Annotated in this window: 28 protein-coding genes; 22 read left to right on the top strand and 6 right to left on the bottom strand. The window is 57.9% G+C overall.

Features of this window, described 5'->3' with window-relative positions; translation table 11 throughout:
- Positions 1-5: 5 nt before the first annotated feature.
- Both VHB22_RS01160 and VHB22_RS01155 read right to left on the bottom strand, forming a co-directional pair.
- Positions 6-1,250: a class I SAM-dependent methyltransferase gene (locus tag VHB22_RS01160; RefSeq protein WP_325455107.1), complete on the bottom strand. Its 1,245-nt coding sequence runs from the start codon at positions 1,248-1,250 to the stop codon at positions 6-8.
- Positions 1,247-2,137, bottom strand: coding sequence for an NAD(P)-dependent oxidoreductase (locus tag VHB22_RS01155; RefSeq protein ID WP_325455106.1), 891 nt, complete (start codon positions 2,135-2,137; stop codon positions 1,247-1,249). The genes VHB22_RS01160 and VHB22_RS01155 overlap by 4 nt, the downstream gene beginning before the upstream one ends.
- Positions 2,138-2,345: 208 nt before the next feature.
- Between VHB22_RS01155 and VHB22_RS01150 the strand changes: the two genes are divergently transcribed.
- From VHB22_RS01150 to VHB22_RS01125, 6 genes are all read left to right on the top strand, one after another.
- Positions 2,346-2,966 (top strand): ribonuclease D, encoded by a 621-nt coding sequence (locus tag VHB22_RS01150; RefSeq protein ID WP_325455105.1) that lies wholly within the window; start codon positions 2,346-2,348, stop codon positions 2,964-2,966.
- 133 nt (positions 2,967-3,099) lie between these two features.
- Positions 3,100-5,031 (top strand): LPS export ABC transporter periplasmic protein LptC, encoded by a 1,932-nt coding sequence (gene lptC, locus VHB22_RS01145; protein ID WP_325455104.1) that lies wholly within the window; start codon positions 3,100-3,102, stop codon positions 5,029-5,031.
- A gap of 62 nt (positions 5,032-5,093) precedes the next feature.
- Positions 5,094-5,960, top strand: coding sequence for an LPS export ABC transporter ATP-binding protein (lptB, locus tag VHB22_RS01140; RefSeq protein ID WP_325455103.1), 867 nt, complete (start codon positions 5,094-5,096; stop codon positions 5,958-5,960).
- A 47-nt stretch (positions 5,961-6,007) separates the two neighbouring features.
- Positions 6,008-7,543, top strand: a complete 1,536-nt coding sequence (gene rpoN / locus VHB22_RS01135) for an RNA polymerase factor sigma-54 (protein WP_325455102.1) — start codon at positions 6,008-6,010, stop codon at positions 7,541-7,543.
- Positions 7,544-7,765: 222 nt separating this feature from the next.
- Positions 7,766-8,386, top strand: a complete 621-nt coding sequence (gene hpf, locus VHB22_RS01130; RefSeq protein WP_325455101.1) for a ribosome hibernation-promoting factor, HPF/YfiA family — start codon at positions 7,766-7,768, stop codon at positions 8,384-8,386.
- Positions 8,387-8,483: 97 nt separating this feature from the next.
- The gene (locus VHB22_RS01125; RefSeq protein ID WP_325455100.1) at positions 8,484-8,948 is read left to right on the top strand and encodes a PTS sugar transporter subunit IIA; all 465 of its coding nucleotides are present in this window, start codon (positions 8,484-8,486) and stop codon (positions 8,946-8,948) included.
- Positions 8,949-8,981: 33 nt separating this feature from the next.
- Here the strand turns inward: VHB22_RS01125 and VHB22_RS01120 are convergent, their stop codons facing one another.
- On the bottom strand, positions 8,982-9,779 hold the full coding sequence (locus tag VHB22_RS01120) for an undecaprenyl-diphosphate phosphatase (protein WP_325455099.1): 798 nt from the start codon (positions 9,777-9,779) through the stop codon (positions 8,982-8,984).
- Between the two features lie 139 nt (positions 9,780-9,918).
- On the opposite strand from VHB22_RS01120, the gene VHB22_RS01115 reads away from it, so the two are divergent.
- The 4 genes from VHB22_RS01115 to VHB22_RS01100 all read left to right on the top strand — a co-directional run bounded on the left by VHB22_RS01115 (position 9,919) and on the right by VHB22_RS01100 (position 13,726).
- On the top strand, positions 9,919-10,623 hold the full coding sequence (locus VHB22_RS01115) for a glutathione S-transferase family protein (protein WP_325455098.1): 705 nt from the start codon (positions 9,919-9,921) through the stop codon (positions 10,621-10,623).
- A gap of 14 nt (positions 10,624-10,637) precedes the next feature.
- The gene (gene queG / locus VHB22_RS01110; RefSeq protein WP_414652690.1) at positions 10,638-11,792 is read left to right on the top strand and encodes a tRNA epoxyqueuosine(34) reductase QueG; all 1,155 of its coding nucleotides are present in this window, start codon (positions 10,638-10,640) and stop codon (positions 11,790-11,792) included.
- Positions 11,789-12,655: an SDR family oxidoreductase gene (locus VHB22_RS01105; protein WP_325455097.1), complete on the top strand. Its 867-nt coding sequence runs from the start codon at positions 11,789-11,791 to the stop codon at positions 12,653-12,655. Before queG ends, VHB22_RS01105 begins: the two co-directional genes overlap by 4 nt.
- A 126-nt stretch (positions 12,656-12,781) precedes the next feature.
- On the top strand, positions 12,782-13,726 hold the full coding sequence (locus VHB22_RS01100) for a hypothetical protein (RefSeq protein WP_325455096.1): 945 nt from the start codon (positions 12,782-12,784) through the stop codon (positions 13,724-13,726).
- Here VHB22_RS01100 and VHB22_RS01095 read toward each other — a convergent pair whose 3' ends face one another.
- On the bottom strand, positions 13,727-14,485 hold the full coding sequence (locus VHB22_RS01095; RefSeq protein WP_325455119.1) for an alpha/beta hydrolase: 759 nt from the start codon (positions 14,483-14,485) through the stop codon (positions 13,727-13,729). It lies immediately after the preceding gene.
- A gap of 63 nt (positions 14,486-14,548) precedes the next feature.
- Here VHB22_RS01095 and VHB22_RS01090 point away from each other — a divergent pair, with 63 nt between their 5' ends.
- From VHB22_RS01090 to VHB22_RS01075, 4 genes are all read left to right on the top strand, one after another.
- Positions 14,549-15,781 carry a glycosyltransferase family 4 protein gene (locus VHB22_RS01090; RefSeq protein WP_325455095.1) on the top strand — a complete coding sequence of 411 codons (1,233 nt, stop codon included), beginning with the start codon at positions 14,549-14,551 and terminating at the stop codon, positions 15,779-15,781.
- A gap of 56 nt (positions 15,782-15,837) precedes the next feature.
- Positions 15,838-16,569: a hypothetical protein gene (locus VHB22_RS01085; RefSeq protein ID WP_325455094.1), complete on the top strand. Its 732-nt coding sequence runs from the start codon at positions 15,838-15,840 to the stop codon at positions 16,567-16,569.
- A 201-nt stretch (positions 16,570-16,770) separates the two neighbouring features.
- Positions 16,771-17,301 (top strand): translation initiation factor IF-3, encoded by a 531-nt coding sequence (infC, locus tag VHB22_RS01080; protein ID WP_325455093.1) that lies wholly within the window; start codon positions 16,771-16,773, stop codon positions 17,299-17,301.
- A 137-nt stretch (positions 17,302-17,438) separates the two neighbouring features.
- A complete protein-coding gene (locus tag VHB22_RS01075; RefSeq protein WP_325455092.1) occupies positions 17,439-17,813 on the top strand; it encodes a cyclic nucleotide-binding domain-containing protein in 375 nt (124 codons plus the stop codon).
- A 381-nt stretch (positions 17,814-18,194) separates the two neighbouring features.
- Here VHB22_RS01075 and VHB22_RS01070 read toward each other — a convergent pair whose 3' ends face one another.
- On the bottom strand, positions 18,195-18,395 hold the full coding sequence (locus VHB22_RS01070) for a hypothetical protein (RefSeq protein WP_325455091.1): 201 nt from the start codon (positions 18,393-18,395) through the stop codon (positions 18,195-18,197).
- A 600-nt stretch (positions 18,396-18,995) separates the two neighbouring features.
- Between VHB22_RS01070 and VHB22_RS01065 the strand changes: the two genes are divergently transcribed.
- Positions 18,996-19,406, top strand: a complete 411-nt coding sequence (locus tag VHB22_RS01065) for a GtrA family protein (protein ID WP_325455090.1) — start codon at positions 18,996-18,998, stop codon at positions 19,404-19,406.
- Positions 19,407-19,435: 29 nt separating this feature from the next.
- Here VHB22_RS01065 and VHB22_RS01060 read toward each other — a convergent pair whose 3' ends face one another.
- Complete coding sequence (locus VHB22_RS01060) at positions 19,436-19,783, bottom strand: hypothetical protein (protein WP_325455089.1); 348 nt, start codon at positions 19,781-19,783, stop codon at positions 19,436-19,438.
- A gap of 445 nt (positions 19,784-20,228) precedes the next feature.
- Between VHB22_RS01060 and rpmI the strand changes: the two genes are divergently transcribed.
- From rpmI to VHB22_RS01025, 7 genes are all read left to right on the top strand, one after another.
- Positions 20,229-20,429, top strand: a complete 201-nt coding sequence (gene rpmI, locus VHB22_RS01055) for a 50S ribosomal protein L35 (RefSeq protein ID WP_015596609.1) — start codon at positions 20,229-20,231, stop codon at positions 20,427-20,429.
- Between the two features lie 104 nt (positions 20,430-20,533).
- Entirely contained in the window at positions 20,534-20,935 is a 402-nt protein-coding gene (gene rplT, locus VHB22_RS01050) for a 50S ribosomal protein L20 (protein ID WP_325455088.1), read from the top strand.
- Between the two features lie 154 nt (positions 20,936-21,089).
- Positions 21,090-22,157: a phenylalanine--tRNA ligase subunit alpha gene (gene pheS / locus VHB22_RS01045; RefSeq protein ID WP_325455087.1), complete on the top strand. Its 1,068-nt coding sequence runs from the start codon at positions 21,090-21,092 to the stop codon at positions 22,155-22,157.
- A gap of 19 nt (positions 22,158-22,176) precedes the next feature.
- Positions 22,177-22,410, top strand: coding sequence for a hypothetical protein (locus tag VHB22_RS01040; protein WP_325455086.1), 234 nt, complete (start codon positions 22,177-22,179; stop codon positions 22,408-22,410).
- A 97-nt stretch (positions 22,411-22,507) separates the two neighbouring features.
- On the top strand, positions 22,508-22,858 hold the full coding sequence (locus tag VHB22_RS01035) for an endonuclease domain-containing protein (RefSeq protein ID WP_325455085.1): 351 nt from the start codon (positions 22,508-22,510) through the stop codon (positions 22,856-22,858).
- A gap of 85 nt (positions 22,859-22,943) precedes the next feature.
- The gene (gene pheT, locus VHB22_RS01030; protein ID WP_325455084.1) at positions 22,944-25,376 is read left to right on the top strand and encodes a phenylalanine--tRNA ligase subunit beta; all 2,433 of its coding nucleotides are present in this window, start codon (positions 22,944-22,946) and stop codon (positions 25,374-25,376) included.
- Between the two features lie 33 nt (positions 25,377-25,409).
- The gene (locus tag VHB22_RS01025; protein ID WP_325455083.1) at positions 25,410-26,756 is read left to right on the top strand and encodes an NAD(P)/FAD-dependent oxidoreductase; all 1,347 of its coding nucleotides are present in this window, start codon (positions 25,410-25,412) and stop codon (positions 26,754-26,756) included.
- The last annotated feature ends 24 nt before the right edge of the window (positions 26,757-26,780 follow it).

The raw sequence follows: 26,780 nt of genomic DNA, 5'->3' as shown, positions 1-26,780 counted from the left end.
TGACCTTATCCGATCTCGGTCAGCTTCGGAAAATACATGACGAATTTTGGGCTTGAAGATGTATTCAGCCCCTTGATCTTTCGCATCAGCTCTTCGGCAAAGTTCCACGCTCCAATCAGGAACGTCGTGTTTTCCGCCATGCCCGCCGCTTTTTGCAACGGCTCGATGCGTTGTTGCGTGCCCGGCACCATCAGTCCGACCTTGAGCGCGGCCTCGTCGATGTACATGTCGGGGTGGATACCCGCGGCGCGAATGAACGTCAGCGCTTTGGCTGCGACCCCTACGAGCGCCACGCGGCGCCCCGCAGCCTGATGCTCCGACACAAGAGACGCGGCCGATTGCATGGCCTGCTTCGCTCCGCTGGCAAAAGACCGGTAAGCGTCTAGCGCAGCCGCACCCGATAGAGACTTCTGCAGAAATGGCGGCGTCGGCGCTGGCCAGTCCACCGCAAACGGCTCTCCCCCGGCAAACGGCAGGGGCGCGGCATCATCCTCGGCGCGCCGAATGAAAAACATCGAGCTGACACCATGGACCGACACGAGACGTGTTTCATCGACCCGCAGTCCGCATGCTTCGGCGAGCCTTGTCATCGAAGCAACTGTGAAGAACGAGTAGTGCTCGTGATAGACCGTATCGAATTCGCCATTGGCGATCATGAGCGCCTGGCTCGTCTGGATGATCGCGACACCACCGGCCGCCAAACAGTCTCTTACGCCGCGCATGAATGCTGCCGGATTTGGCGTATGCGCCGCAACGTTCATCGCAATGATAAAATCGACGGGCTCGGCCGGACGGACGTCCGGGAAGAAGCCGGTGAGAACCTTACGACCAGCCGCAGTCGCTATGCGATTGAGATTTTCAGCGGGATCGACGCCCATCGCATCAAAGCCGCGTGCTTCGAGCGATGCCAGCAAGCTGCCATCGTTCGACGCGATTTCGAGCACCCGCGCGCCGCGACGACCACCCGCCGCAAGTGCATCGGCAAACCAATCGAAATAGGCTTTCAGCGTGCCACTCGTGCCGCTGGCGTAAAGGTAATGTTTGAACAATCGCGCGGGATCGACGAAATGCGTCAGCTGTCCGTGCGTACATGACGGACAGACGCTGAGACCTAAAGGAAATGCGTCCTGCGGCTCGCTCACATCCTTCAGCAACAGATTTGCAGGTGGCTGGACGTCGAGATCGAGCAGCGGCAAAACCTCGGCATCGCACACGACGCACGTTGTCTGTGGAGCGCAAACCGCCATCATGATGCGGCTCTAAGGAGAGGCCCATACGCGTCGCGAAAGCGCGCGCAGCGCTTCGGGATCGAAACATGCGGAGGTGCGCCGCATAAACTTTGGATCTTTCCGCAGTTCATCCGAAACGAATATGTCGTGGAATTTCCCTTGTCGATCACCGGCACGCCATGAAACGCCCCGATTGCGTCCGCGAGTTCCCCGATGCTGATGTTGAGCGATCCGGTATTCAAAATCGGCGGCAAATCCGCGTTTAGCTCGACAAGCTTCAGCACATAGTGCGCAAGGTCTTCGAGGAACAGCAGGTTTCGGTGCGAATGCCGGTTGCTCACCTGGACATAGCCGTCGCGCATGGCGGCGAGGTTCATGGCATTGAACACAAGCTCCGGCCGGAGTTGCGGGCTCAAGCCGCACACCGTGCCGAGCCGAAGCCCGGTAATCGCATTAGCGAAACAGCGCGCCAGCGCATCGATTGAAATCTTGGAGCAGTCATAGGGATTCATCGGATCGAGACGCGTCTCGGACTCATCCAGCGCTGGCGGCACCGTATCCTGATCCGAGAGAACCGAATACACGCTTGCGGTACTCGCGTAGATGAGGCGGGCATTGAGCGGCTTACGCCGCGCGAAATGCAAAAGATCGAGGCAGTTGTTCGCGAGCGCGCCGTCCGGATCGCGGAGCGACATCGGCACGCTCGAATGGCCTGCAAACCAAAGAATGACGCTAAAGTCAGCGAGATCCGCGATGGTCAACTCTTGATACCGGCATCGCATGGCGTTCTCGACACCGGCCAGCCGCTCGACGCTTTGATCGCAAACGGAAACATCGAGGCCAGCCCGAATCAAGATCGGACGCAGGTATGCGCCGACATAACCATGTCCGATCAAAAGAACTTTCATCGCCATCCGGCCTGAAATTGGGTCGCGATGACTGTTTCAGCTTCGCCTTGCATGTGGCTGGAGCATGCTTCCGCAAGAGCACACACTCCAATCATCACGTAAGATTAAGAGGTTAGCACCGCAAAGCATCGGCTTGACAGAACCGTTAAACCCAAGCACGTCAGGCCTGTCCTGCTATCAGGCCCGCTGCTCGACGGGGAACGCTCTCATGACCACACCCAAAATCAAGTTGCACGCAAACGACCTGCCCGCGGGATTGTCTTTTCCAAGTGGCATCGCGATCGACACCGAAACGCTCGGACTGAAGCCACATCGCGATCGCCTCTGTGTTGTCCAGCTCTCCGGCGGTGACGGCACCGCGCATCTCGTCAAGTTCGACGGCAAGAATTACGACGCGCCACGGCTGAAAGCCCTGCTTTCGGACCCGAAAATCCTGAAGATTTTCCATTTTGCACGTTTTGATATCGCGGTTCTCGATCACTACCTCGGCGTCAGGACGAGCCCGATCTATTGCACCAAGATCGCATCGAAACTCGCACGCACCTACACCGATCGGCACGGCCTGAAAGACCTTGCTGGCGAGCTTTTAGGCGTCGAGTTGTCGAAACAGCAACAAAGCAGCGATTGGGGCGCCACCGAGCTTTCGGACAGCCAGAAAGCCTATGCTGCCAATGACGTCCTGCATCTCCACGCAATTAAGGCAAAGCTTGACGAAATGCTTGCCCGAGTTGGCCGCCAGGACCTCGCCCAAACCGCGTTCGAATTCCTCCCCACGCGCGCCCGGCTCGATCTCCTCGGCTTCGAAGACGATGACATATTCGCCCACTAGCACCATTTCGCGGCAGGCTGGACACGCTTGAGAAGCGATTTTGCCGATCGGATCGGGAAACGTCCCAAAGTCTCCCCATTTGCCGCCGACATTGGGGCGATATTTTGGGGGGAACAAGCTTTGATGGGTCGCCATGGCTGCCACTTCTGACAGCACCGTTACGGGCGGCCGTGGACGTGCATCCAACAGCGGCATTGTATTCGCTGCCGACCGCACGGCGAGCCGCCGTATGGCGCATCGTCATTCCCGAAACGTCCGGCTTCTGAAGGTCGCCCTCCCTCTCTTGGCGCTGTCAACCCTTGTCGTCTTCGTCATGACAGTTCTGAATGACGCTGGCATGGGCCCAAGCATAGCGAATCTGCAAATCCCGCAAATCATCGCTGAAAATCTAAAGATGAAAAATCCCCACTACGAGGGGTTCCAGTCCGATGGCGGACATTATTGGGTTAAGGCCGAAACGGCGCAGCAGGATTTGAAGTCGCTCAATCTGGTGCACCTCGATGGCATCACCGGCGATTTGATCGATGTCAAAAAACAGAAAACGCACCTCGTCGCGGCGCGCGGCCTATTCGACAATAAGGCCAACATCCTTGAGCTTTATGATTCGATCCACGTGACAGGCGACGGCGGACTGAACGCAACGCTCACGCACGCAACGGTCAAAACTAAGGAAGGGCTCATCACGTCGGATCAGCCATCTACGATTTTGATGGGTGCGGGGCGGATCACATCGAACCAGTTGACCATTCATCAGAAAACGAAGCAGTACACCTTCGTCGACGATGTGAAGACCCATATTAAGCCGAAGGAAACGGCCTCGGGCCCGAAGGATAAAACTGACGGACTCCCATTCGGAAAACCGGGCGAGCCCGTCGATGTTACCTCCAATCGCCTTGATGTGGACGACAATAAGAACGTCGCGCTTTTCACCGGCAATGTGATCGCAAATCAGGCGGGCTCGACGTTGCAATCCCCCGAAATGACCGTCACCTACGAAGGCTCCGTTGCGCCGCAGAGCGGCAGCAAGAAAAATGCTCCGCAACCGGCGACCAATGACGACGGCACAAAGGTAAAGCAGATTTTCGCGCGGGATTCGGTCACGCTGACCCAGCCGTCAGGCGAGAAAGCAACGAGCCGCACGGCAACGTTCGATTCCGCCACCCAGGTCGCCATGCTCGACGGCGATGTGATCTTGACACAAGGCGATGACAAGAAAGCCGTCGGAGATCACGCCGAATACCACGAGGCCGACCAGACGATGATCCTCACTGGCCCCGTAGTCGTCACGCAAGGGAAGAACATTCTTAAAGGACGCCGTTTGGTTTACAATCGCGCAATGAGTAAAATGCATCTGACCGCGCCGACCGATACGTCAGCCGGAAGGATCACGGCGCATTTCGTCAAACCGAAGCAGTCGACGAAGCCGTCCGATGAGGATCAAGCCGGCTCAGCTGACGGAATTCCTTTCGGACCGGCTTTCAAGACTGATCCCAACGCGCCGTATGACGTGACGTCCGACAGACTAGACGTCGATGATAATGCCAAGACAGCGCTTTTCACCGGCGATGTCGTCACCGTGCAAGGGAAGTTCACGATCCGCTCGGCCGAGATGACTGCCTACTATACTGGCCATGCCGGTCTCGACGGCCCTGACGACAAATCGAAGGACACCGGTGCGTCGTTGACCCATATTCACGCGAAGAAAAACGTCTCCATCGTTTCGAGCGACGGCCAGAAGGCGACGGGCGATTGGGCAGAGGTGAACGTCAAAACGAATCTGGCGACACTTGGCGGTACCGTTGTACTGACTCAAGGCAAGAATGTCGTCAGAGGTACCAAGCTGTTGATCGACATGACGACAGGCCAAGCCACGATCAAGACCGAACCTGCGACAACGTCGAGCGATGGGTCGATGGTCTCGGCAAGCGGCATCAGCAGCAACGGACAAATGATCAAGGCGGATCGCCCGACGGCGGTCTTTTATCCAAATCAACTCGGAAAGAAGGCCAAAGAAGCGGCCGAAAAGAGCGGAATTGACGGTTGGCAGGTCCGTTCGTCGCCTTGACCTTGAGCGCGACTTGAGACCAATTCCGGATCTGTGACGTACGTTGCGTGGAGAGGCGACAGGTGTTCAAAGCTCTTCCAATCCGCCTCAGATCGAAGGCCGCCCCGTCCGCGCAAGGAACCGTGAATGGTCACGCGCGCATGAACGGACACGCGCCCCAGACCACACCTGCAGACGAAGACCCTCATGCCATCGGCGCGGAAGGTTGGCTCACCGCCTACGACGTCAAGAAATCCTATCGCAAGCGGATGGTCGTCAAAGGCGTCAGCCTTGCGGTCGGACGCGGAGAATCGGTTGGCCTGCTAGGCCCCAACGGCGCCGGCAAAACAACCGTCTTCTACATGATTACGGGCCTCGTCGCCGCCGACGACGGACGCATCACCATTGATGGCGAAAACGTTACCAGACTGCCGATGTACCAGCGTGCGAGACTCGGCGTCGGATATCTTCCTCAAGAAGCTTCGATCTTCCGCGGCCTGACCGTCGAACAGAACATCATGGCGGTCCTGGAGTTGATCGAACCCAACCGGAAGGCTCGGCGCGAGCAGCTCGACAGCCTGCTTGAGGAATTTTCGATCACGCGGCTCAGAAAATCGCCAGCGCTTGCGCTCTCTGGTGGCGAACGGCGGCGGTGTGAAATCGCCCGGGCACTTGCCTCGCGCCCATCCTTTATGTTGCTGGACGAACCATTTGCCGGTATCGACCCTATTGCGGTCGGAGACATCCAACAGTTGGTTCGGCATCTGACGGAACGCGGCATTGGCGTCCTGATCACGGATCATAATGTTCGCGAAACATTAAGTCTCATCGACCGCGCTTATATCATTTACGAAGGTCAGGTTCTGACACAGGGCAAACCTTCGGAAATCATATCGAACGAAGATGTGCGGCGGGTCTACCTTGGCGATATGTTCGTTAACGCGCGTTGAGTATAGCTGTCCGCAGGAATTAGCCTACGGAGCAGCAGGTTAGCGTTATGGCGCTTTCGGCCAAACTCGAGCTGAGACAGGGCCAGCAGCTGGTGATGACACCCCAGCTGCAACAGGCCATCCGGCTCCTGCAGCTCTCTAACCTCGAATTAACGGAATTCGTCGACGCCGAGCTTGAGCGCAATCCGCTGCTTGAGCGGGAGGAACAGGGCGAGAGTGGAAAACCGTCCGATGATCCGTTAGCCGAGCATACCGAAAGCCAACCGACCTCTGATGACGACAGATGGCTCGATCTCAGGCAACCGGTGCAGGATCATACCGGCGGTCTCGATGCTGATTTCGGCAACGTCTTTCAGGAGCCCGGCACGGGCGAACCTATGGGCGGACCGGCACTTTCTGGACTCGGCTGGGCAAACGTCACGCAACGCATGCATAATGGCGGCGACGACGACAGCGACCTTGAAGATTACGTCGCCAATCAGATTTCGCTGCGTGAGCACCTCGGCGCACAATTGCCGTTGACCGTAACCGATCCAATCGAACGGATAGTCGGGCAATACCTCATCGATCTCGTCGACGAGGCGGGATATATCCCGCCGAACCTCGAACCGCTCTCCGAAAAACTCGGCGCTCCGTTGGAACTGGTCGAAAGCGTTCTCGGCAAGCTGCAAACATTCGACCCGCCTGGGATTTTCGCGCGATCCCTCGCCGAATGCCTCGCGCTGCAGCTCAAGGATCAGAACCGCTACGATCCGCTGATGGCGCAACTTCTCGCGAACCTCGACCTTCTCGCAAATCGCAATCTCGCAGCTCTGAAAAAGGCCGTCGGCGTCGACATGGACGAACTCGCCGACATGATCCGCGAGATGAAGCGCCTCAACCCGAAGCCCGGCCTGAAATTTGGCTCCGTGCAACTCCAGCCGGTCGTGCCGGACGTGATCGTGCGCGCGGCATCCGACGGCGGCTGGCACGTCGAACTCAACAGCGATACCCTGCCGCGCGTTCTCGTCAACCGGACCTATTACACGCGCATAGCCAAATCGGCGAGCAACGAGAAAGACAAGGGTTATCTGTTCGATTGCCTTCAGACGGCAAATTGGCTTGTTAAAAGCCTCGATCAGCGTGCCCGCACGATTCTTAAGGTCGCCGAACAGATCGTGCGCCAGCAGGACAGCTTTTTCATGTACGGGGTGCAGCACCTGCGGCCGCTGAATCTCAAAGCCATAGCCGACGCAATCTCGATGCACGAGTCGACTGTCTCGCGCGTGACCTCCAACAAATACATCGCCACGCCGCGCGGCATCTACGAACTCAAATACTTCTTCACCTCCGCAATCGCTTCGGCCGCCGACGGCGAAGCGCATTCCTCCGAGGCCGTGCGCCATCGCATCAAACAGCTGATCGATGCCGAACACGCCGACGCCGTACTCTCCGACGACCAACTCGTTGACCGGCTGAAAGGCGAAGGCATAGACATCGCGCGGCGAACAGTCGCGAAATATCGCGAGGCCATGCGTATTCCTTCATCTGTTCAGAGGCGACGGGACAAGAGGCTTGTAGAAAGACTTGGAGGCATGCCCTGAAAGAATTCGTAAGATTTTGATAATAAAAGATATTTCGGTTACAATTGTTTTCGAAGCGTGATTTGACACCTGGCAACATTCGGGCCTAACGCTTACCTAAAATCTAGGCTTGTGGCGGTCACACCCGCTTGCGAAGGTAGCTCAGTTGAGAAGGCGCCACGGCCACGCAAAAGCCCGGGAGCCGATTCGCATAGTCTCGGTGAATGCAGAGCAGACACATCCATGACCATCCAGATTACCGGTAAAAATCTCGACGCAGGCGACGCATTCCAAACTTACGCCAGCGACAAGATACACACTGTGTTACAGAAATATCTCGAACGCGTGCCCGATGGACACGTCCGGCTCGAACGTGAGCGCGGACAGTTCAAAACATCGTGCTCGGTGCGCCTGACAAGCGGTCTTTTGCTCGAAGCCCACGGAGAAGGCGGCGACGCCTATAGCAGCGTCGATTCGGCCGCCCACCGTTTGGAAACGCGCGTCCGGCGCTACAAAAGTCGAATCAAGCATCATTCGTCGGCCTCGGCTGCCGCTCGCCGCAAGGCTGACACCGAAGCCCGCGATTACGTCGTGAGCCTGGGAGATGACGATCAATCCGAGCATGACGGCGCGAATCCGCTTATTATCGCTGAGGGCCAGCGGAATATTGGCCATATGACGGTGAGCGAAGCGGTGATGCAGCTCGACCTGTCAGAAGCTGCTTTCATGATTTTTAAGAATGCGGCCCACGGGGGACTGAACGTAGTCTATCGGCGTAATGATGGGCATATCGGATGGATAGATGCGGAGCTTTCAACCGCAATGAAATCTAATAGTGCTACAGTTTCGAACCACGTGGACTGAGGGACAAATTCGCATCTCTGGAAGACGGCACTGACGGCCATGGGGGCACGTCGTCAGTGCGGTATGGGATTGCGCTATTGATCACGATGGAGCTTGAATGGATATTGATGACATGCTCGCCCCGGACGGAATTATTCCGCGGCTGAAGGCAGAAGATAAAAAGCACGCACTTCAGGCTTTAGCCGCTAAGGCGGAATCGGCGACCGGCGCACCTGCGCAAGAAATCTATGCCGCTCTCTTACAACGCGAACGCTTGAGTTCGACCGGACTCGGCCGCGGCGTTGCGATCCCGCACGTCAAGCTGCCGCCGGTCAACGCGATCACGTGCCTCTTCGCACGTCTTGAACGGGCGGTTCCGTTCGACAGCCACGATGGCGAGCCGGTCGATTTGCTATTTTTCCTCCTCGCGCCGGAACATGCCGGCGGCGACCATTTGAAAGCCCTCGCACGTATTTCGCGGCTCGTGCGTGATCCGGCAACGATCGAGAGTCTTCGCAGCGCCGAGAGCGTGGACGAGCTTCGGTTGGTTCTGACAAAACCCCTCGCTTCGCACGCGGCTTAGTGGGAAACGCCGCTAAGCCGCGTTTCGCGGGAATTAATGAAGAACCGCGAGCGCCCCGAGTCCGATCCCGCCGACGAGCAATCGCCACCAGCCGAAAAATGACAGGCCGCGTCGTGAAATGAAATCGAGGGCATAACGCACCACGATGACGCCCGTTATGAACGCAGCGATGAACCCCAGGATGATAAGGTGCACATCGTCGGGTGAGAGCAGCGACCAGTTCTTATAAAGATCGTAGGCGAACGCGCCCGCCATCGTCGGCATTGCAAGGAAGAATGAAAACTCAGCACCTGTGCGCTTATCGGTACCGAGAAACATTGCGCCCACAATCGACGACCCGGAACGCGAGACACCGGGAATCATCGCCAAACATTGGCAGAATCCTATTCCCAGCGCCCTAAGCGGTGGAATGTCCATGACGTCATGATAACGCGGCCTTAGCGGCAGCCGGTCAACAAACAGAAGCACGATCCCGCCAACAATGAGCGCTACGCAAATGATGAATGGAGACTCGAATAGATAGTCCTTGATGACCTTATGCGCTGCAACCCCGATGACCGCTGCCGGAAGGAAGGCGAGCAGAACAGAAAATACGAAACGCCGCGTTCGCGCGTCTCTCGGAAAATCCCGCGCGAGATGCCAAAGCCGGCCCGCATAGACGGTCAAAAGTGCCAGAATCGCGCCGAGCTGAATAAGAACCTCGAACGTGTTTCCGGTCGAACTGACCCCGAGCAACTTTTCCGTGAGCAGAAGGTGCGCCGTCGATGAGACCGGCAGATATTCGGTCAACCCCTCGATCAGGCCGAGAAAGACGGCTTCCCACGCGTGCATGAACAGTCTCCCTCAGGCCATTGAGCGCGAGAGGGTTAGCAGAATTCGTGGGAAGGACATAGAAGCGCTTTTGGCGCGGCCGCCTTCGAATCGGCCTATGCCGAATGTATAGTTCTTGCCTTGCCACCGACGAGGCCAAATGCCCCCGCGCCTGACTCAATACCGTCTTTGCCCCCGCTCGCGCTCGATACGCTTGGCGCTCGCCGAGTATGGAATTGAGGTCGCCCTGCTCGATGAAAATCCGTGGGAGTGGCGAAAGGGTTTTCTCGCAAAAAACCCCGCGGGCGAGATGCCCGTCCTCGAATATGACAACGGACTGACGCTCTGTGGCGCTTATTCGATATCTGAATTTATTGCAGAAGAACCCGTGCCCGAAACCACGGTTATGTCGGCACGGCCGCTTCCGCTCTTTCCCGGCAACCGCGAAGACCGTGCAGAGGTGCGGCGGCTGGTCGACTGGTATCACGGCAAGTTCGACCGCGAGGTGACACGGGAACTGTTGAACGAAAAGGTTTACCAGACCATGCAGCCCTCGGGCGGTCAGGCGCCGGATCCCGCTATTCTACGGGCGGTACGCGCCAATCTTCGCTACCATCTTGCGTATACGGGGTATCTCGCAGACGCGCGCCACTGGCTCGCGGGCGACGATTTGAGTTTTGCCGATTTTGCCGCAGCGGCCCATATCTCGACGGTAGACTATTTGGGCGAAGTGCCTTGGAATGAATATCCGGCAGTCAAGACCTGGTATCAAAGGATCAAGTCGCGGCCGTCGTTTCGCGCCCTCCTTGCGGATCGGGTGCCCGGATCATCGCCATCCGTCGCCTATTCGGACCTCGATTTTTGAACGTTGCCCCAAGTATGGTGTTTGAAGCCGTCGCCACAAACGTCGATCTCAATGAGATGCTTCGCAAGGAAGCGCGGAAGCTTGGTCTCGACGCTATCGGCATCGCGCGTTTGGGATCTTCCCATGAGCTTGCCGCCAGGCTCGACTATTTTCTGAAAAACGGCCGTCACGGCGATATGGAGTGGATGGAAGAGAACGCCGATCGGCGCGGCGATCCGCGGCGCCTTTGGCCGGAAGCCCGAACAGCCATCATGGTGGGTCAATCCTATGCACCATCGTCAAATCCGCTAGAGGCGTTGGAGCAAGCGGAACGCGGCGTCATTTCTGTCTACGCAAAGGGCCGCGACTATCACGACGTCGTCAAGAAAAAGATCAAAGCACTGGCGCGCATCTTCGCGGCGAAATCCGGTGCCGACGTCAAGGTCTTCGTCGATACTGCGCCGCTGATGGAAAAGCCGCTTGCAGCCACGGCCGGGATTGGCTGGCAAGGCAAACATACCAATCTCGTGTCGCGCGAGCACGGCTCGTGGCTATTCCTCGGCGCCATCCTGACGACCGCGGAAATGGAGCCGGATAGAGCCGAAAGCGATCATTGCGGCTCATGCAGCCGCTGTCTCGACATTTGCCCGACGAAAGCGTTCCCGGTTCCGTATCAACTCGACGCCCGCCGCTGCATCGCCTACCTGTCAATCGAGCACAAAGGCCATATCGCACCTGAATTTCGCGTTGCGATGGGAAACCGCGTCTTCGGCTGCGACGACTGCCTCGCCATCTGCCCCTGGAATAAATTCGCTGCCGCAGCCACCGAGCATCGCTTTGCCGCGAAGTCGGCAACCGATAATCCACCGCTCGCTGAGCTTTTAGCGCTCGACGATGCTGCCTTTCGCGAGCGCTTCGCCGGCACTCCGATCAAGCGGACCGGCCGTAACCGTATCGTGCGCAACGCACTCATAGCGGCAGGAAACTCTGGCGACCGTTCGCTGTTGTCAACTATTCAGACGCTCCTATCTGACGGCTCCCCTCTGGTCCGCGCCATGGCCGTATGGTCGGCAAAACGCCTCATGACCGACGACGAGTTCGACGCGCTAAAAACCGCATACGAACCGAGCGAATGCGATCCTAAAGTCGCGCACGAATGGGCTCTGCCGATCGAAGGACATGCCTTATGAAACATCTGTTCTGCTTTGGTCTCGGTTACTGTGCAGGCGTCCTGTCGAGCCGGCTCAAAGAACAAGGATGGACGATCTCCGGCACCGCCACGACGAACGACAATGCTTCGACAATACGGCGCGACGGCTACCAAGCCTTCGTCTTTGATGGCGGCACCCATGACGGCACAGTAGCCGAGGCCCTTCGCAGCGCAACTCACGTACTTATTTCAATCCCGCCCGATGGCGATGGAGATCCGGCGCTCAATATTTATGGCGCAGACATTGCCTTAAGCCCGTCGATAGAGTGGATTGGCTATTACTCATCCGTCAGCGTCTACGGAGATTCAAAAGGCGAGTGGGTCGACGAGAAAACGGTTCCGCAGCCGGTCACAGAACGTGGAATGCGCAGGCTCAAAGCTGAGCAAGGCTGGACCGAACTCGCGCGCGCAAACGGCAAAGCGCTCGTCATACTTCGCCTTCCCGGAATCTACGGCCCGGGCCGCAGCGCCATCGATCAACTCCGGGCGGGGAAGGCCCGCCGTATCTTCAAGCCGGGACAAGTCACCAATCGTGTGCATGTAGAAGATATCGCGACCGCGACAGGAGCCGCTTTCCAGCACACCGGAGGAGGCGTTAACATCTTCAACGTTACTGATGATCTTCCCGCCCCGCCGCAGGATGTCATTGCATACGGAGCCGAGATTCTCGGCGTTCCGTGTCCGCCCGCGACCGACCCGACCGACGCCAGCCTGTCGCCCATGGCGCGCAGCTTCTATGCCGAGAGCAAGAAAGTTTCGAACGCACGCATGAAGAACGAACTCGGGATCAAGCTTGCCTATCCCACCTACTTCGAGGGCCTGAAGGCAATCGCCCAGTCCTAGACAGCGTTTTTTCTTTAGTCGTCACACGTTCTCCGCCATTCCGCCTGAATGCCGCACCGTTATGCTCATAAATTGCCTCCGGGAGGCGGTGTGGGCCATGCCAACCTTTGCGCGGAATACAATCCGATGCAGCTCAGAATAATCTTGCTGGCTTTGCTAATAGGGATACCCGTCTCATCCGCCTGTCAGGCCGATCCGATCGATCCCGCCCAAGCAATCGCACAGAAATTTTACGAAGCCGATCAACCCCCTCAACCGCCGCCAGTCGCAAAGCGAATTGAGCGGAAGACCATCGTAAAATCCGTGAGTCCGCCGGGGCACGACTACGAGATCGACATGCTCCGCCGAGCCCGCGCCGAGGAAGATGAACGACAAAAGAAAGACCGGCAGAAACCACTATTGGCAGTCGCGCAACCAGCGCCCGCGCTCATCATTCAGCCGGTCGCGACGACACTACCCAAGGCATCCATCCCGCCCGAACCCAACGTGACTGAACCAGCTGTTCTACCGGAGCCGCCGATCGACGGTTCGCCGCAGATGGCGATTATCGAGATCAAAGAACCCAAACCGATACCCCAACCGCAGGCACGCGCCACCGTATTGATCGTCCTTGATAATGATGGTCCGGGGCAGGCCCACGTCAAACCGGACCCAATCATTTGCTTCGATCAGGAATGCTGGATCTCCAACGGTCTCATGGATCCGGCAAAACAAATGCCCCGTTCCGAAGCGCTGGCCCTGAAGACGACGGAAACCATGACCGGAGATTCCTGCAGCGGCAAATCCGGCTGCGCATTTCGCGATATCGCATTCAATCCGGCAACCCGCATCGAAGTAATCGAAGTTGGAGAAAGCCGGGGCGTGTCGGGGGGTGCCTACACTGTCGCCGCCGACACGAGCTGCCAAAAGCGCGAAGGCACCCTCTCGTGCGATAACGGTCTTGCGACCTACGACTACCGTATGTGGGTCGTTCCCGAAGCGACAGCCCAGGCAATCGGCCCCAGCGCACTTGAGGACGCAGTCGCAGATGGCCTCCAACAACGCTCCGATAACGTCGAGGACGGCAAATAGCTAGACGAGCGCTCCGACCGCATCGAACAACAACGCGAGATCCTGCGGCCGTGACAATCGATGCTCACCATCCGGAATCTCGATGAGCTTCACGCGATCCCCCGTCAAAAAACGTGTGAGTTCACGGGTGTGATCTGCTGGAACATCGGGGTCCAGCAGTCCCTGAAGGATGACTACAGGCATTTCTGGATCGAACGGCTCGCGGGCGAGAAGGTGCTTACGCCCATCCTCTATCAATCCGCGCGTGATCGGATATGGTGATCCGTATGCGGATGGTTGTTCATAGCATCCGCGTTCCAAAATCGTTCGACGAACATCGTCGCCGAAGCGCTTCCACATGAGTTCCTCGGTCATGTCCCATGCCGGTGCAATAAGGACGAGCCCTTTAATTCTCTGCGCTTCCGACACCTGGTCTCGTAATAGCTTTCGGACAAGTAACAGCGCGATATGGCCGCCCATGCTTGAGCCGATGATGACCTGCGGCCCGCTCGTGACTTGCGTGAAAACGGCGTTCGCTTCTTCGAGCCAGCGCCCGATCGTACCCTCGGCAAACGCGCCCCCCGAGACTCCGTGTCCCGAATAATCGAACCGTGTAGCACCAAGTCCACGTGCGGTCGCCCATTCTGCAACGGCCATCGCCTTAGTCGAGCCCATGTCTGACATAAAACCGGACAGCCAAAAAATGCCCGTTGCACCGGGCTTCGCGGATGTCATTGTACGATAGGCGATAGCGCGCTTCGCACTGCCTTCTCCAACCATGAGTGTTTGCGGTTCCTCGCCTGTCACTTTAAACAACCTCGTCCGTTGAATTTGGAGCCGCGCATGGGCCGAGAGCGCCCGACCATATTGCAGATCATTCCCGAACTCGACACGGGCGGCGCCGAGCTTTCGACCATCGAGATCGCCGCGGCCATAGTGAGAAGTGGCGGTCGCGCGATCGTGCTTAGCGCGGGCGGCCGCATGGCTGACCGCGTAACGGCGGTCGGTGGCGAGCTTGTAGCATTTCCGGCAGCAACGAAAAACCCGATGAAGCTTGCTGCGAATGCTTCAGTGATTGAAAAAATCGCGCGCAAGGAAGCGGTCGACTTGATCCATGCACGCAGCCGTGCTCCGGCATGGAGCGCGCTTGCGGCGGCACGTCGCGCGAAGTTGCCGTTCGTCACCACCTACCATGGCATCTATAACGAAAAGAGCCGCGCCAAAAAGCTCTACAACAGCGTCATGGCACGCGGCGACATTGTCATCGCCAATTCGCGATATACGGCGGACATTGTCAAAGAGCGCTACAGAACGCCCGAGGAGCGCATCCGCGTCATTTACCGTGGTGTAGCCCTCGACACTTTCGATCCTGGAACGATTTCATCTGCGCGCATCCGAAACTTGCGCAAGCAATGGGGCGTTGAGGAACAGCACCGCGTCGTATTGCACGCCGCACGGCTCACGAGATGGAAAGGCCAGAGCGGCGTCGTCACGTCAGCCGCACGCATCCGCAACAAGTTCAGCGATTGCATATTCATTCTCGCCGGAGACGCGCAAGGCCGCGACGACTATCGCAACATGCTCCTGCAGGAAATTGCAGCCGCCGGCGTCGCCGATATCGTCCGCCTCGTTGGACACGTCGATGACATGCCCGCCGCATTCGCGGCAGCCCATACGGCCTTCGTTGCCTCGATCGAGCCAGAAGCCTTCGGTCGTGCCGCGGCCGAAGCTCAGGCCATGGAATGCCCCGTAATTTCAACGAATATCGGCGCTCCGCCTGAGACAGTGCTCGCACCGCCGCGTGTTCCGGCGAGCGCCCGAACGGGCTGGCTTGTGCCCCCGGGAGACATACCGGCATACGAAGCCGCGCTTACGGAGGCGCTGTCGCTCGACGCGGCTGCCCGCGCCGAAATTGGCCGACGCGCCCGCGCGCATGTGACAAACGCGTTTTCCACGTTCGAAATGCAGCGTGCGACACTTGCCGTCTACGATAGTCTGCTTAAAACCCGTCTGGAAAAAAAGTTTATCGACCGTACACAGCTCACTCCCACCACGAGCATCACCGGCGCAGAGTAGGTTCAGCGTCGTAATCGCCCGAAAAATCTAGAAATGCAGGTTCAAAAAGCCAACAAATGCAAACGGTGATATGCACGAAGTGGGGAACAAAATACGGGATCGATTACCTCAATCGTCTGGCATCGATGGTGCGTCGGAATACGACGCGTGAGACCCGCCTGATTTGTTTCACCGACGACGCCGAGGGCGCTGACCCCTGGATCAAGATCGCCCCACTCCCGCCGATCAACCTCCCGGCACGTGAGGCATCCACACCCTGGCGCAAGCTGTCCCTATGGCAATACCCGCTTTATGATCTCGAAGGGGATGTGCTTTTTTTCGATCTCGACGTTGTCATCACCGGGTCGATCGACGAATTTTTCGACTATATGCCGGGACGTTATTGCGTCGCCCAGAACTGGACCCAGCTCAACCAAAGAATTGGCAATACCTCGGTGTATCGTTTTCCAGCTGGGAAAATGTCTTATATTTATGATGACTTCAATGCCCACCCCGACGCCATTCTTTCGCGCTATCGGATTGAGCAGCAATACATTTCCGATGTCACTCACGACCAGATATTCTTTCCCCGCGAGTGGTGTCTGAGCTTCAAACACTCGCTTATGCCAATCTGGCCATTGCGATTTTTCATGGCACCGCGACTACCGGCGGGCACAAAAGTCGTGGCCTTCCACGGCAAGCCCGACCCCCACGAAGCGCGCGACGGCATCTGGCCGGTAAACGCAACGTGGAAAAAGCTTTATAAGCACGTCCGCCCCACCCCGTGGATAGCCGAACATTGGCGATAAGCAGGGAAGACAGCCATAAGAAGCGCCGGGAACAGGCCAGGAGCCTACAAAGCCCTTGAATTTCACCCTTTGGCCAGCTTTCCGGCCGTACGGCGCTTGACTTAACGACCGGATTTTTTTCAATGTCCGGCTCGGCGGGAGCCGTATGACTCGTCCAGCCACAAACGGAACCACAGAAGGAGTTCACCCATCCGTAGACCTATGCGACCCGAGCCCCAGAGCCGGGAAAACCAAGGGCCCCGCATCAACGATCAAATCCGGGCCCGGGAAGTCCGCCTCATCGACGAGACCGGGCAAAATGTTGGCATCATCGCCAAGCTTGATGCCCTTGCCCGCGCCGAGGATGTCGGACTGGATCTCGTGGAGATCTCGCCGGACGCCGAACCACCGGTGTGCAAAATTCTCGATTTCGGCAAATTCAAATTCCAGGAACAGAAGAAAGCCGCCGAAGCGCGCAAAAACCAGAAGATCGTCGAGTTGAAGGAGATCAAGATGCGACCTGGCATCGACGATCACGACTACGACGTAAAGCTTCGCTCCATCAAACGCTTCTTCGACGACGGCGATAAGGTGAAGATCACGCTCCGCTTCCGCGGCCGCGAGATGGCGCATTCCCAGCTTGGCATGGCCGTTCTGCAACGCGTAAAAACGGACACTGAAACAATCGCCAAGGTCGAAAGCGAGCCTCGCTTCGAAGGCCGCCAGATGGTCATGGTGCTTGCGCCCAAATAAAGCTTCCGCGGCGGGGCGAAACCAGAGCCCCGCCTTACGCTGCACGCTGATTATCGACGATTTATCGCGAGCCTTGCTCCTCCGTGGGCAGGGCTCTAACTTTGTTTGGTGTCACGGCGGCTCCAGGAGCGACGGCCATGGATGACGACCAAACGTTCGATTTTTCGGTGCTGGACAAGATCGGCGCCCCTTATCGACATTTCGAGGCAGGCGAAAAGATCTTTCTCGAAGACGACGCTGGCGACGTGATGTACATGGTGCGCTCAGGCCGCGTCGACCTCATCAGCTACGGCACGGTGCTTGAAAACGTTCGCGCCGGTGGCATTTTCGGAGAAATGGCGATGATTGATCGCGGCCGGAGAAGCGCAGCCGCGATGGCGGCCGAAACGACTGAAGTTGTAGCTATAGATCGGCCGACCTTTCTCGCCGTCGTCGGTCACGATCCACAATTTGCGCTCCGCGTCATGAGCCTTCTAGCAACGCGACTGCGTCGCATGAACAAACAGATTTGAAAAACGGGCGACAGCGCGCGCTGCCACCCGCTCAATAATACGTCACGCTAGCAGCGATGCCGAACCATACAGCGGCGGAAACGCCAGCCGCCCCAACCCCAGCGACTCGCGCAAATTCGGCGCCAGCGAACACAGTGCCGAACGTACCCAACGGGTTGCGCAAAAGACTGGTTCGTCTGAAGTTGTGGCAAGAGAGTAAGTTGTGCCGCTTGAGATGGACTGCCAGCTGCGGTCAATCCGATCGCGACAACGGAAGCTGCTAGAAGCGGTGCAATACGCATGAGCGTCTCCGTGTTTTCAATCGACACGCGAATGGGGCGTGCGCGTCCAATCTCGCAATGGCAGTCTGAATAAACTCTGAATGAGAGCCTCTAGGATTGATCAATCCAGATCGATAATACCCTGCGCAGCGAGGGTCATAAATGTAGCGATCATCGCAATTCCGACGAGGACGACGACCGCAGGGTAGTAAGCCGCAAAGACGACTCCCGCCCGCCAGCCGCTGGCAGAGCGCATGCTGATGGCAAGTGTGGGCAAGGTGGAAACGAATAATACCATGGCAACAAACGGATCGAGCGTCATGTTCGCCTCACGCGTTGCGACGCCCCCCGCAGCATAATTCTCGCATCGAGCACGAGCTGACGCCAGTCAACATGGGCGAAGGAGACGCAACTACCGGCAAATGTAATTTGCTGGTTAATGCCGCACCGGCCTTAGTCCACTTCTGCCTGAGAAGGTGTTTTCGAGCGGTACTATCTTGCATGGGCTCTCCAGAGCGACCGCCCGGCGATCGGCTTGCTGTTGGACACGTTCGCATGCGCTCGCATCAAATCATCGATGCTGCTCGACCGTCGCGACATCGAGCGTGAGCGAAAAATATAGTCGGCGTATTTGCTATGTCGGCAAACTTTGAGTTTCGTACGCGATATGGATCGAAAAGGCGCATACCCCGTTGTCGCCGACGAGCCCAAAAAAGAAGAAGCGATTCCGCCCCAATGATTGACCGGGCGATTTGGCGCAGGTGCGAACGCTCTCGGGATCTTTATGACGGCCCGAATGTTCATCGGCGGTTAGGGTTCGCGTCGATATCGAAGCAGATGTATCGCACGGCACAGAATCGGGGCGTGCGACTGTGGTCTGAATTTCCCGCCTTTCGGGAGTGAGATCAGCGAGGGACATCGCATGCATTCAAAAATCGAACATTTATTGCGTTACACAGGCACGAACGCGATATCGACGGTGGTCGATTATACGCTTCTCCTGACGCTCACACACTTTTTCGGCATGCCAGCGCTACAAAGCGCTTTCGCGTACGCTGTTGCCGTTGTGGTCAATTACGGCCTGACAAAAAAATACGTATTCGTCCAGGATATGTCGCACAAAAGCGAACACCGGCTGTTCATGGAATTCATCGGCACCGGCTTCATCGGTCTGGTACTGACCGCCGCAGTCGTCTGGCTGACGGTCCACGTCATGAAAATGCCGGCCGTCGAAGGCAAGACGATCGCCGTCCTGCTGTGCTTCGTCATGCTCTACTTCGTGCGCCGTCACATCGTGTTCAATGAGAATCCGGCGAATTCCTCGGCAGCTTGAGTGTGCGGTCTTCGAAACCGCACCTGCGCTCAGAAATTGACGTGCTGTATGACATAGCTGCCTGCCGCCGCGATCAAACCGGCAAGCAGCACATACGGCAGCACTGAAACCAGCACCATCAGCAAATCGACAAAGGCCTTGAAGATCTGCTCCGCTGCGGCCCAGAGCTGGAAGAAGCCTCGGTAAAGCACGTATATGATCGCAATCACTACGACCGCCAGTATCGCAATCTTCCAGACTGGCAGCGCCTGCCAATTCGATTGAAAGATCGAAAACATCTGGCCGAACGACCACTGCCACACGAGTTCGACGAATTTGAAAATCGCCGTGATGCCCTGCTGCAGCAGAGTCACGATCTGATCGATGATTTGTCTCACGCCCCACCTCCCCTCGCCCTATGGGTGCCCAGGTAGCACCGACCCCCAACGCCGAAACCTTGTACTTCGTTCAGGTGCATTGGCCGCAGTTTTCGTCGTTTGGCGAAAAAATTGGCGGGGTGAGTTGCAGAAAAGCGCAGTGCCTTCAAAGATATTGCAGATTTTCCAAGCTTTCCCTATAAAGCCCTCCAGAGCCGCCCGGCGAGGCATGCCGTGGCGGTTCTTATGCTTTTGAAAAACAAGCGGAAACCGCAAAAAGCACCCTTCGCAGGACCGGCAGCCTCTGAGCTACCGAGAGTGCTGCTCTCCGAAGGCAGCACTTCGGACCGCAAGGTCCGTGGGCGCGACCGCGCCCCGCCGCTGAGCGGCGCCCCCGCGGAGGGCCAGCCGATCGCGTAAGCGATTGGCGACGGGCCCGTGAGCGAACTAAAGGACACAAAGCAAAATGCCTAAGATGAAGACCAAAAGCGGCGCCAAAAAGCGCTTCAAGATGACCGGCACGGGCAAGGTGGTCGCCGCCCAGGCTGGCAAGCGTCACGGCATGATCAAGCGGACGGCGAAGTTCATTCAGAAGGCGCGCGGCACAGGAGTGCTGAACGACTCTGACGCCAAGATCGTCAAAAAATACATGCCCTATAACCGGTGAGCTTCAGCGCTTGCGGCCGGCTCGCGGAACGCGAGTCGCAAGCGCCAACAAAGACTCATCCCACGCATAAATCCTGAAGCACTTATTCTGAGGAGCATCCTCCCATGGCCCGCGTCAAACGTGGCGTTACCGCCCACGCCAAGCACAAGAAAGTCATCAAGGCCGCGAAAGGCTATTATGGCCGTCGCAAAAACACGATCCGCATCGCCAAGCAGGCGGTCGAGAAGGCGCAGCAGTACGCTTACCGCGACCGCAAGCGCCGCAAGCGCAATTTCCGCGCGCTCTGGATCCAGCGCATCAACGCTGCCGTCCGCGAGCACGGCCTGACCTACGGCCGATTTATCAATGGCCTGACGAACCTTGGTATCGAGGTCGATCGCAAGGTCCTCTCGGATATCGCGATCAACGATCCCGCAGGCTTCAAGGCGCTCGTCGATAAGGCTGCGAAAGCCGCCTCTTCACCCATCGCCAAAGCCGACCAGGACAAAGCAAAGAAGGCGGCTTAACCGTCTTCGTCCGCCTACGCTGCCGTCATCCCGGCGAAGGCCGGGATCCATCCAAGTCGAGGTTTAAAGCGGATCTGGACGGATTCCCGCCTACGCGGGATGACGCTGGCAGATGGCATCGCAATCCTGCTCAGCCAATTGCCGGAGTCGCCTCATGAGCAATGATCTCGAAAAGCTGGAACGTGAGCTTCTGGCGGAAATCGCAGGCGCAGGCGATCTCGCCGGGCTGGACGCCGTCCGCGTCTCCGCTATCGGCAAAAAGGGTCGCATCTCCGAGTTGATGAGCAAGCTCGGTTCTCTACCACCCGAAGAGCGAAAAACATTCGGCCAAACGGTCAACACGCTCAAAGCCAGAATTTCGGCGGCCCTCGACACGCGAAAGAGCGAACTCGAAACAGCAGCCCTCGGCGAGCGGCTGAAAACAGAACGCGCCGACGTCACGCTTCCGGTGCGTCCTGGTCCCGTCGCGGAAGGCCGCATTCATCCTGTCAGTCAAGTTCTCGACGAAGTCATCGAGATTTTCGCAGACATGGGCTTCTCGGTAGCCGAAGGTCCGGACATCGAAACCGACGAGATGAACTTCGACAAGTTGAACATCCCGGCCGACCACCCAGCGCGCCAGGATCACGACACATTCTACTTCGCACCGAAGCATGACGGCTCGCGCCTGCTTCTGCGCACGCACACCAGCCCCGTGCAGATCCGCACGATGGGTTCGCAGAAGCCGCCGATCCGCATCATTGCGCCCGGACGCGTCTACCGCTGCGACAGCGATCAGACGCACACGCCGATGTTCCATCAAGTCGAAGGTCTCGTCATCGACGAGTCGACCCACATGGGGCATTTGAAATGGGTGCTACAGGAATTCTGCAAAGCCTTCTTCGAGGTCGACGAAGTGAAGATGCGTTTCCGCGCGTCGCACTTCCCTTTCACGGAACCTTCGATGGAAGTCGACATCGGCGCCGAGGCGATCGGCAAGCCGGGCCAATGGCTGGAAATTCTCGGCTGCGGCATGGTTCACCCGAATGTGCTCAGAAATTGCGGCCTCGATCCCGAGAAATATCAGGGCTTCGCCTTCGGCGTCGGTCTCGACCGCCTGACGATGCTGAAATACGGCATCCCCGATTTGCGCGCCTTCTTCTCCGGCGACTTATCCTGGCTCAGCCACTACGGCTTCTCGACCCTCGACGTCCCCACCCTCGCCGGCGGACTTTCATCTTGAGAAATTGAGGAGGCGCTATATGGCTTGGGTCAAGTCAATTGAGCGAAAATCCGGAGATGGAAAGTTGCAACCTACGCAACTCGTTGCGCAGGTCAAAGTATTCGAACCCAATGGCGGGCTTCCAATAGTTCAGATCGATACCTACGGATCGGAAGAACGGAAAATTCCCGGCAAACAAAGTCAAACGCTTCAACTTGGGAAAGAAGCTGCTTTTGAACTCTATAAAATCCTGAAAGAAACATACGACTTCTGAGACCCAGCAAATGAAATTCACGCACTCTTGGCTCAAGGATCGCCAGAGTATCCGAACCATTCCCCTTCCCTAAGGGGTGGAGTGAGGATGCAAGCGAATGGTCAGCGAGATAGCACGCAAGCTCCGCAAGGCGCCCACTTCGGCGGAAAAGAAGCTTTGGAGCGAACTCCGAAAACTCCGCTCGCAAGGCTATCATTTTCGACGGCAACACCCGGTCGAAGGCTTCATCGTCGATTTCGCATGCCTCTCGCAGAAATTGATTATTGAGGTTGACGGAGCACAACATCAATTGACGGAGAATGCGAAAGCCGATGCGGCACGTGACGATCGTTTGAGTTGGCGCGGTTATCGCGTGCTGCGCTTTGGAAATGGTCTTATTCGCGAGAATCTCGACGGTGTTCTGCTTGAAATTCTGGCTGTCCTGGGGGCAGTGGCGAAAAACGAGTGAAAACGCTATGACCCCCCCGTCAGCTTCTCCCCACCCCTACCCCCTCCCCGCTGGGGAGGGGAATCTTGCGTGCGAGACCTATTAAATGAAATTCACGCTCTCCTGGCTGAAAGATCATCTCGATACGAATGCGTCGCTCGACGAGATCGAGACGACACTATCGGCAATCGGCCTTGAGGTCGAAGCCATCGAAGACCCGGCGAAACGGCTCGGCGGTTTCGTTATCGCGCGCATCGTCGAAGCCAAGAAGCACCCGAACGCAGACAAGCTTGAGGTCGTCCAGGTCGAGATCGCCAAGGGCAAGCCGCTGATGGAGGTCGTCTGCGGCGCTCCTAACGCGCGCGCAGGAATGGTCTCGGTTTTCGCCCCGCTCGGAACGTATATCCCCGGCTCGAAAATTACGCTGGAGAAGAAGCCCGTCCGCGGCGTCGTTTCGAATGGCATGATGTGCTCGGCCGCCGAACTAGAATTGTCGGACGAAAGCGACGGTATTCTCGATCTTCCGCCCGAATGGGCAAGCAAGGTCGGCGAACGCTACATCGATGCTGCCGGGCTGAATGATCCCGTCATCGAAGTGAAACTAACGCCGAACCGGCCCGACTGCACCGGCGTGCGCGGCATTGCGCGCGACCTCGCCGCGGCGGGCATTGGCACGTTCAAACCCGAACCTAAACTCGCTCCCATCAAGGAAGTTTTCGAGTGTAGCATCCCGGTTAAGCTCGAATTCACACCCGAGACGGCCGATGCATGTCCGGTCTTCGCCGCGCGAACCATACGAAACGTCTCGAACGGCCCTTCCCCCGATTGGCTACAGCAGCGCCTGAAGGCAGTCGGCCTGCGCCCGATCAACGCGCTGGTTGACGTGACGAACTACATCTCGCTCGACCGCGGACGGCCCCTGCACGTCTACGATGCACATAAACTCAAAGGTGCGATCCGCGCACGCCTCGGAAAGAACGGCGAGAAATTCCTCGCGCTCGACGGCAAGGACTACGCCGTCGATGATACGATGTGCGTCATCGCCGACGACACCGGACCGCTTGGTCTTGGCGGCATCATGGGCGGCGAATCGACCGGCTGCACGCCCGAAACAAAAGCTGTTCTAATCGAAAGCGCCTGGTTCGATCCGGTGCGCACTGCAGCGACCGGCCGCAAGACAGGCCTCGTCACCGATGCGCGTTATCGTTTCGAACGCGGCGTCGATCCGGCATCCGTCCGCCCGGGCCTCGATCTCGCAACGGACATGGTCTTAAAACTTTGCGGCGGCGAAGCCTCGAAAGCCAAAGTTGCCGGAAAGGAGCCGATTGAAAATCGCGTCATCTCCTTCGATTTCGCACGTGTCGAAAAGCTGACCGGCATCAAGCTTCCCGATGCCGAGATTGCAAAAATCCTGCAAGCTCTTGGCTTCACAGTCGAAGGTAAGCCGACCGCCGCCAAGATTTCGGTTCCAACATGGCGGCCGGACGTGCACGGTCCTGCCGACCTTGTGGAAGAGGTCGTGCGTATCGCCGGCCTCGACCTCATCCCTGCAACACCTCTGCCGCGTCTCCATGGCGTAACGCGAGCCGTTCTCACGGAAAAGCAGAAGCGCGCCCGCCGTGCGCGACGATTGTTAGCCTCGCGCGGCTTCGTCGAAGCCGTAACCTGGAGCTTCATTCCCAAAGATCAGGCGACCCATTTCGGAGGCGGAGCCGAAGCGCTCGATCTCGCCAATCCGATCTCGACGGAAATGTCATCAATGCGTCCGGGTCTGCTGCCTGGCCTTCTGACCGCCGTAACCCGCAATCGTAATCGCGGCACGGCTGACGTCGCCCTGTTTGAGCTTGGGCAGGCCTATCGCGGTGAAAAGCCGGAAGACCAATATCTGAGCGCTGCGGGTGTTCGTGCAGGCACGGCCCGATTGGAGGGCAGCGGACGCCATTGGAACGGGTCAGCCTCCGCCGTCGGCATCTTCGACGTAAAGGCCGACGCGATAGCTACTCTGGCAGCTCTTGGTTTCGACGCCACCAAGGCCCAGATTACGCGCGACTGTCCACCCTGGTACCATCCAGGCCGCTCAGGCACCCTTCGGCTCGGTCCGAAAACCGTGCTGGGATATTTCGGCGAAATTCATCCGGCGACGCTCAAAGTCCTTGATGCCGAATCCCCGGTCGCAGCATTCGAAATTTTCATCGACGCTTTGCCGCCCGAGAAGAAAAAGCCGCGCGCCAAGGCGTCGCTAGCCGGGTCGGACCTGTTGCCGGTAAAACGTGACCTGGCCTTCGTGGTGCCGAAAGACGTTGCGGCCGGCGAAATCATCAAGGCCGCAACCAACGCGGACAAAGTGCTAATCCGTGCCGTTAACGTCTTCGACATCTTCGAAGGCAGCAATCTCGCGGCCGAAGGCAAGAAATCAATCGCGGTCGAGGTGACCATCCAACCGGCAGGCGAAACGCTTACCGACCAGGCCATCGAAGCGATTACCCAAAAAGTAATCACCGATGTTAAGAAGGTAACCGGCGGCGAGCTTCGCTCGTAGAACGGCCATCACATCCGCGCGCATGAGGTGACTATGGATACCGCTGCACCCGTTTCCGACACGACGACAAAGTTGCACAAGATCGTCATTGTGGGCGGCGGAGCCGGGGGACTTGAGCTTGCGACACAGCTTGGAAACAAACTTGGCAAGACGGGCAAAGCCGAGATCACGCTCGTCGATCGCGCGCGTACACATATCTGGAAGCCATTGCTGCACGAGATTGCAGCAGGAAGCATGGATACGGGCCGCCACGAGCTGCCATATCAAGCCCAGGGACACTGGCACGGCTTCCGTTATCGCTATGGCGAAATGATCGGACTGGACCGCGCCAACAAGCGCGTGCACCTCGGCGCGACGTACGACGAGGACGGCCGCGAGATTACGCCCGACCGCTGGTTTCCTTATGACACGCTCGTCATTGCGATCGGTAGCGTTTCGAACGACTTCGGCACGCCGGGCGTCAAAGAGCACGCCATTATGCTCGACACGCCGGAGCAGGCCGAACGCTTCAACCGCCGCCTCCTCAACGCTTGTGTGCGCGCTTATGCCCAACCGGGCCCGGTCCGCCCAGGACAGTTGCACGTTGCCATTATCGGAGCCGGCGCAACTGGCACGGAATTATCTGCGGAGTTGCATCACGCGGCGCGCGGCCTTGTCGCCTTCGGCCTCGACAAGATCGATCCGGAAAAAGATATCAAGATCACGCTGATCGAGGCGGCGCCGCGTATTTTGCCGGCGCTTCCCGAGCGGCTTTCAGCGGCAACCGCCAACGTCCTTAAAGACATCGGCGTCGATGTTCGCGTTGGAAGTCCCGTTACGAGAGTAACCGCCGAAGGCGTGACACTTGCCAACGGTGAGTTCATCCCATCTGAACTTGTTGTCTGGGCAGCAGGCGTCAAGGGGCCGGACGTCCTGGCAAAGCTCGACGGCTTGGAAGTCAGCCGGTCGAATACGCTTCTGGTCAAACCGACTCTGCAAACCACGAAAGACGACAACATCTTCGTTATCGGCGACGCCGCATATTTGATCCCCGATGGCGAAACTACGCCGATTCCACCGCGCGCCCAGGCCGCTCACCAGGAATCAACGCACCTCGTCCGGCAAATTCGGCGGCGCATCAACGGTGAAACGAAACTGGCGCCATTCAGGTACAGAGACTTCGGCTCGCTTGTCTCGCTCGGCAAGTATTCGACGGTCGGGAGTCTGATGGGCTTCGTTTCCGGCAAGTCGCTGCGCGTCGAAGGGTGGTTCGCCAAGATCATGTATCGCTCGCTGTATAAGATGCACGAAATGGCGCTGTACGGCCCGATCAAGGTCGCACTCGATACGCTTTCTCGTCTGCTGACCCGGCGCACCGAGCCGCAAGTCAAGCTCCATTAAGCAGGCTGCCGTCGTTCCCGAACC

Source organism: Hyphomicrobium sp., assembly GCF_035548195.1.
GTDB lineage: Bacteria > Pseudomonadota > Alphaproteobacteria > Rhizobiales > Hyphomicrobiaceae > Hyphomicrobium_B.
Note: the sequence above shows the minus strand (reverse complement) of the source record. Positions and strands in the feature narration are given on the sequence as shown.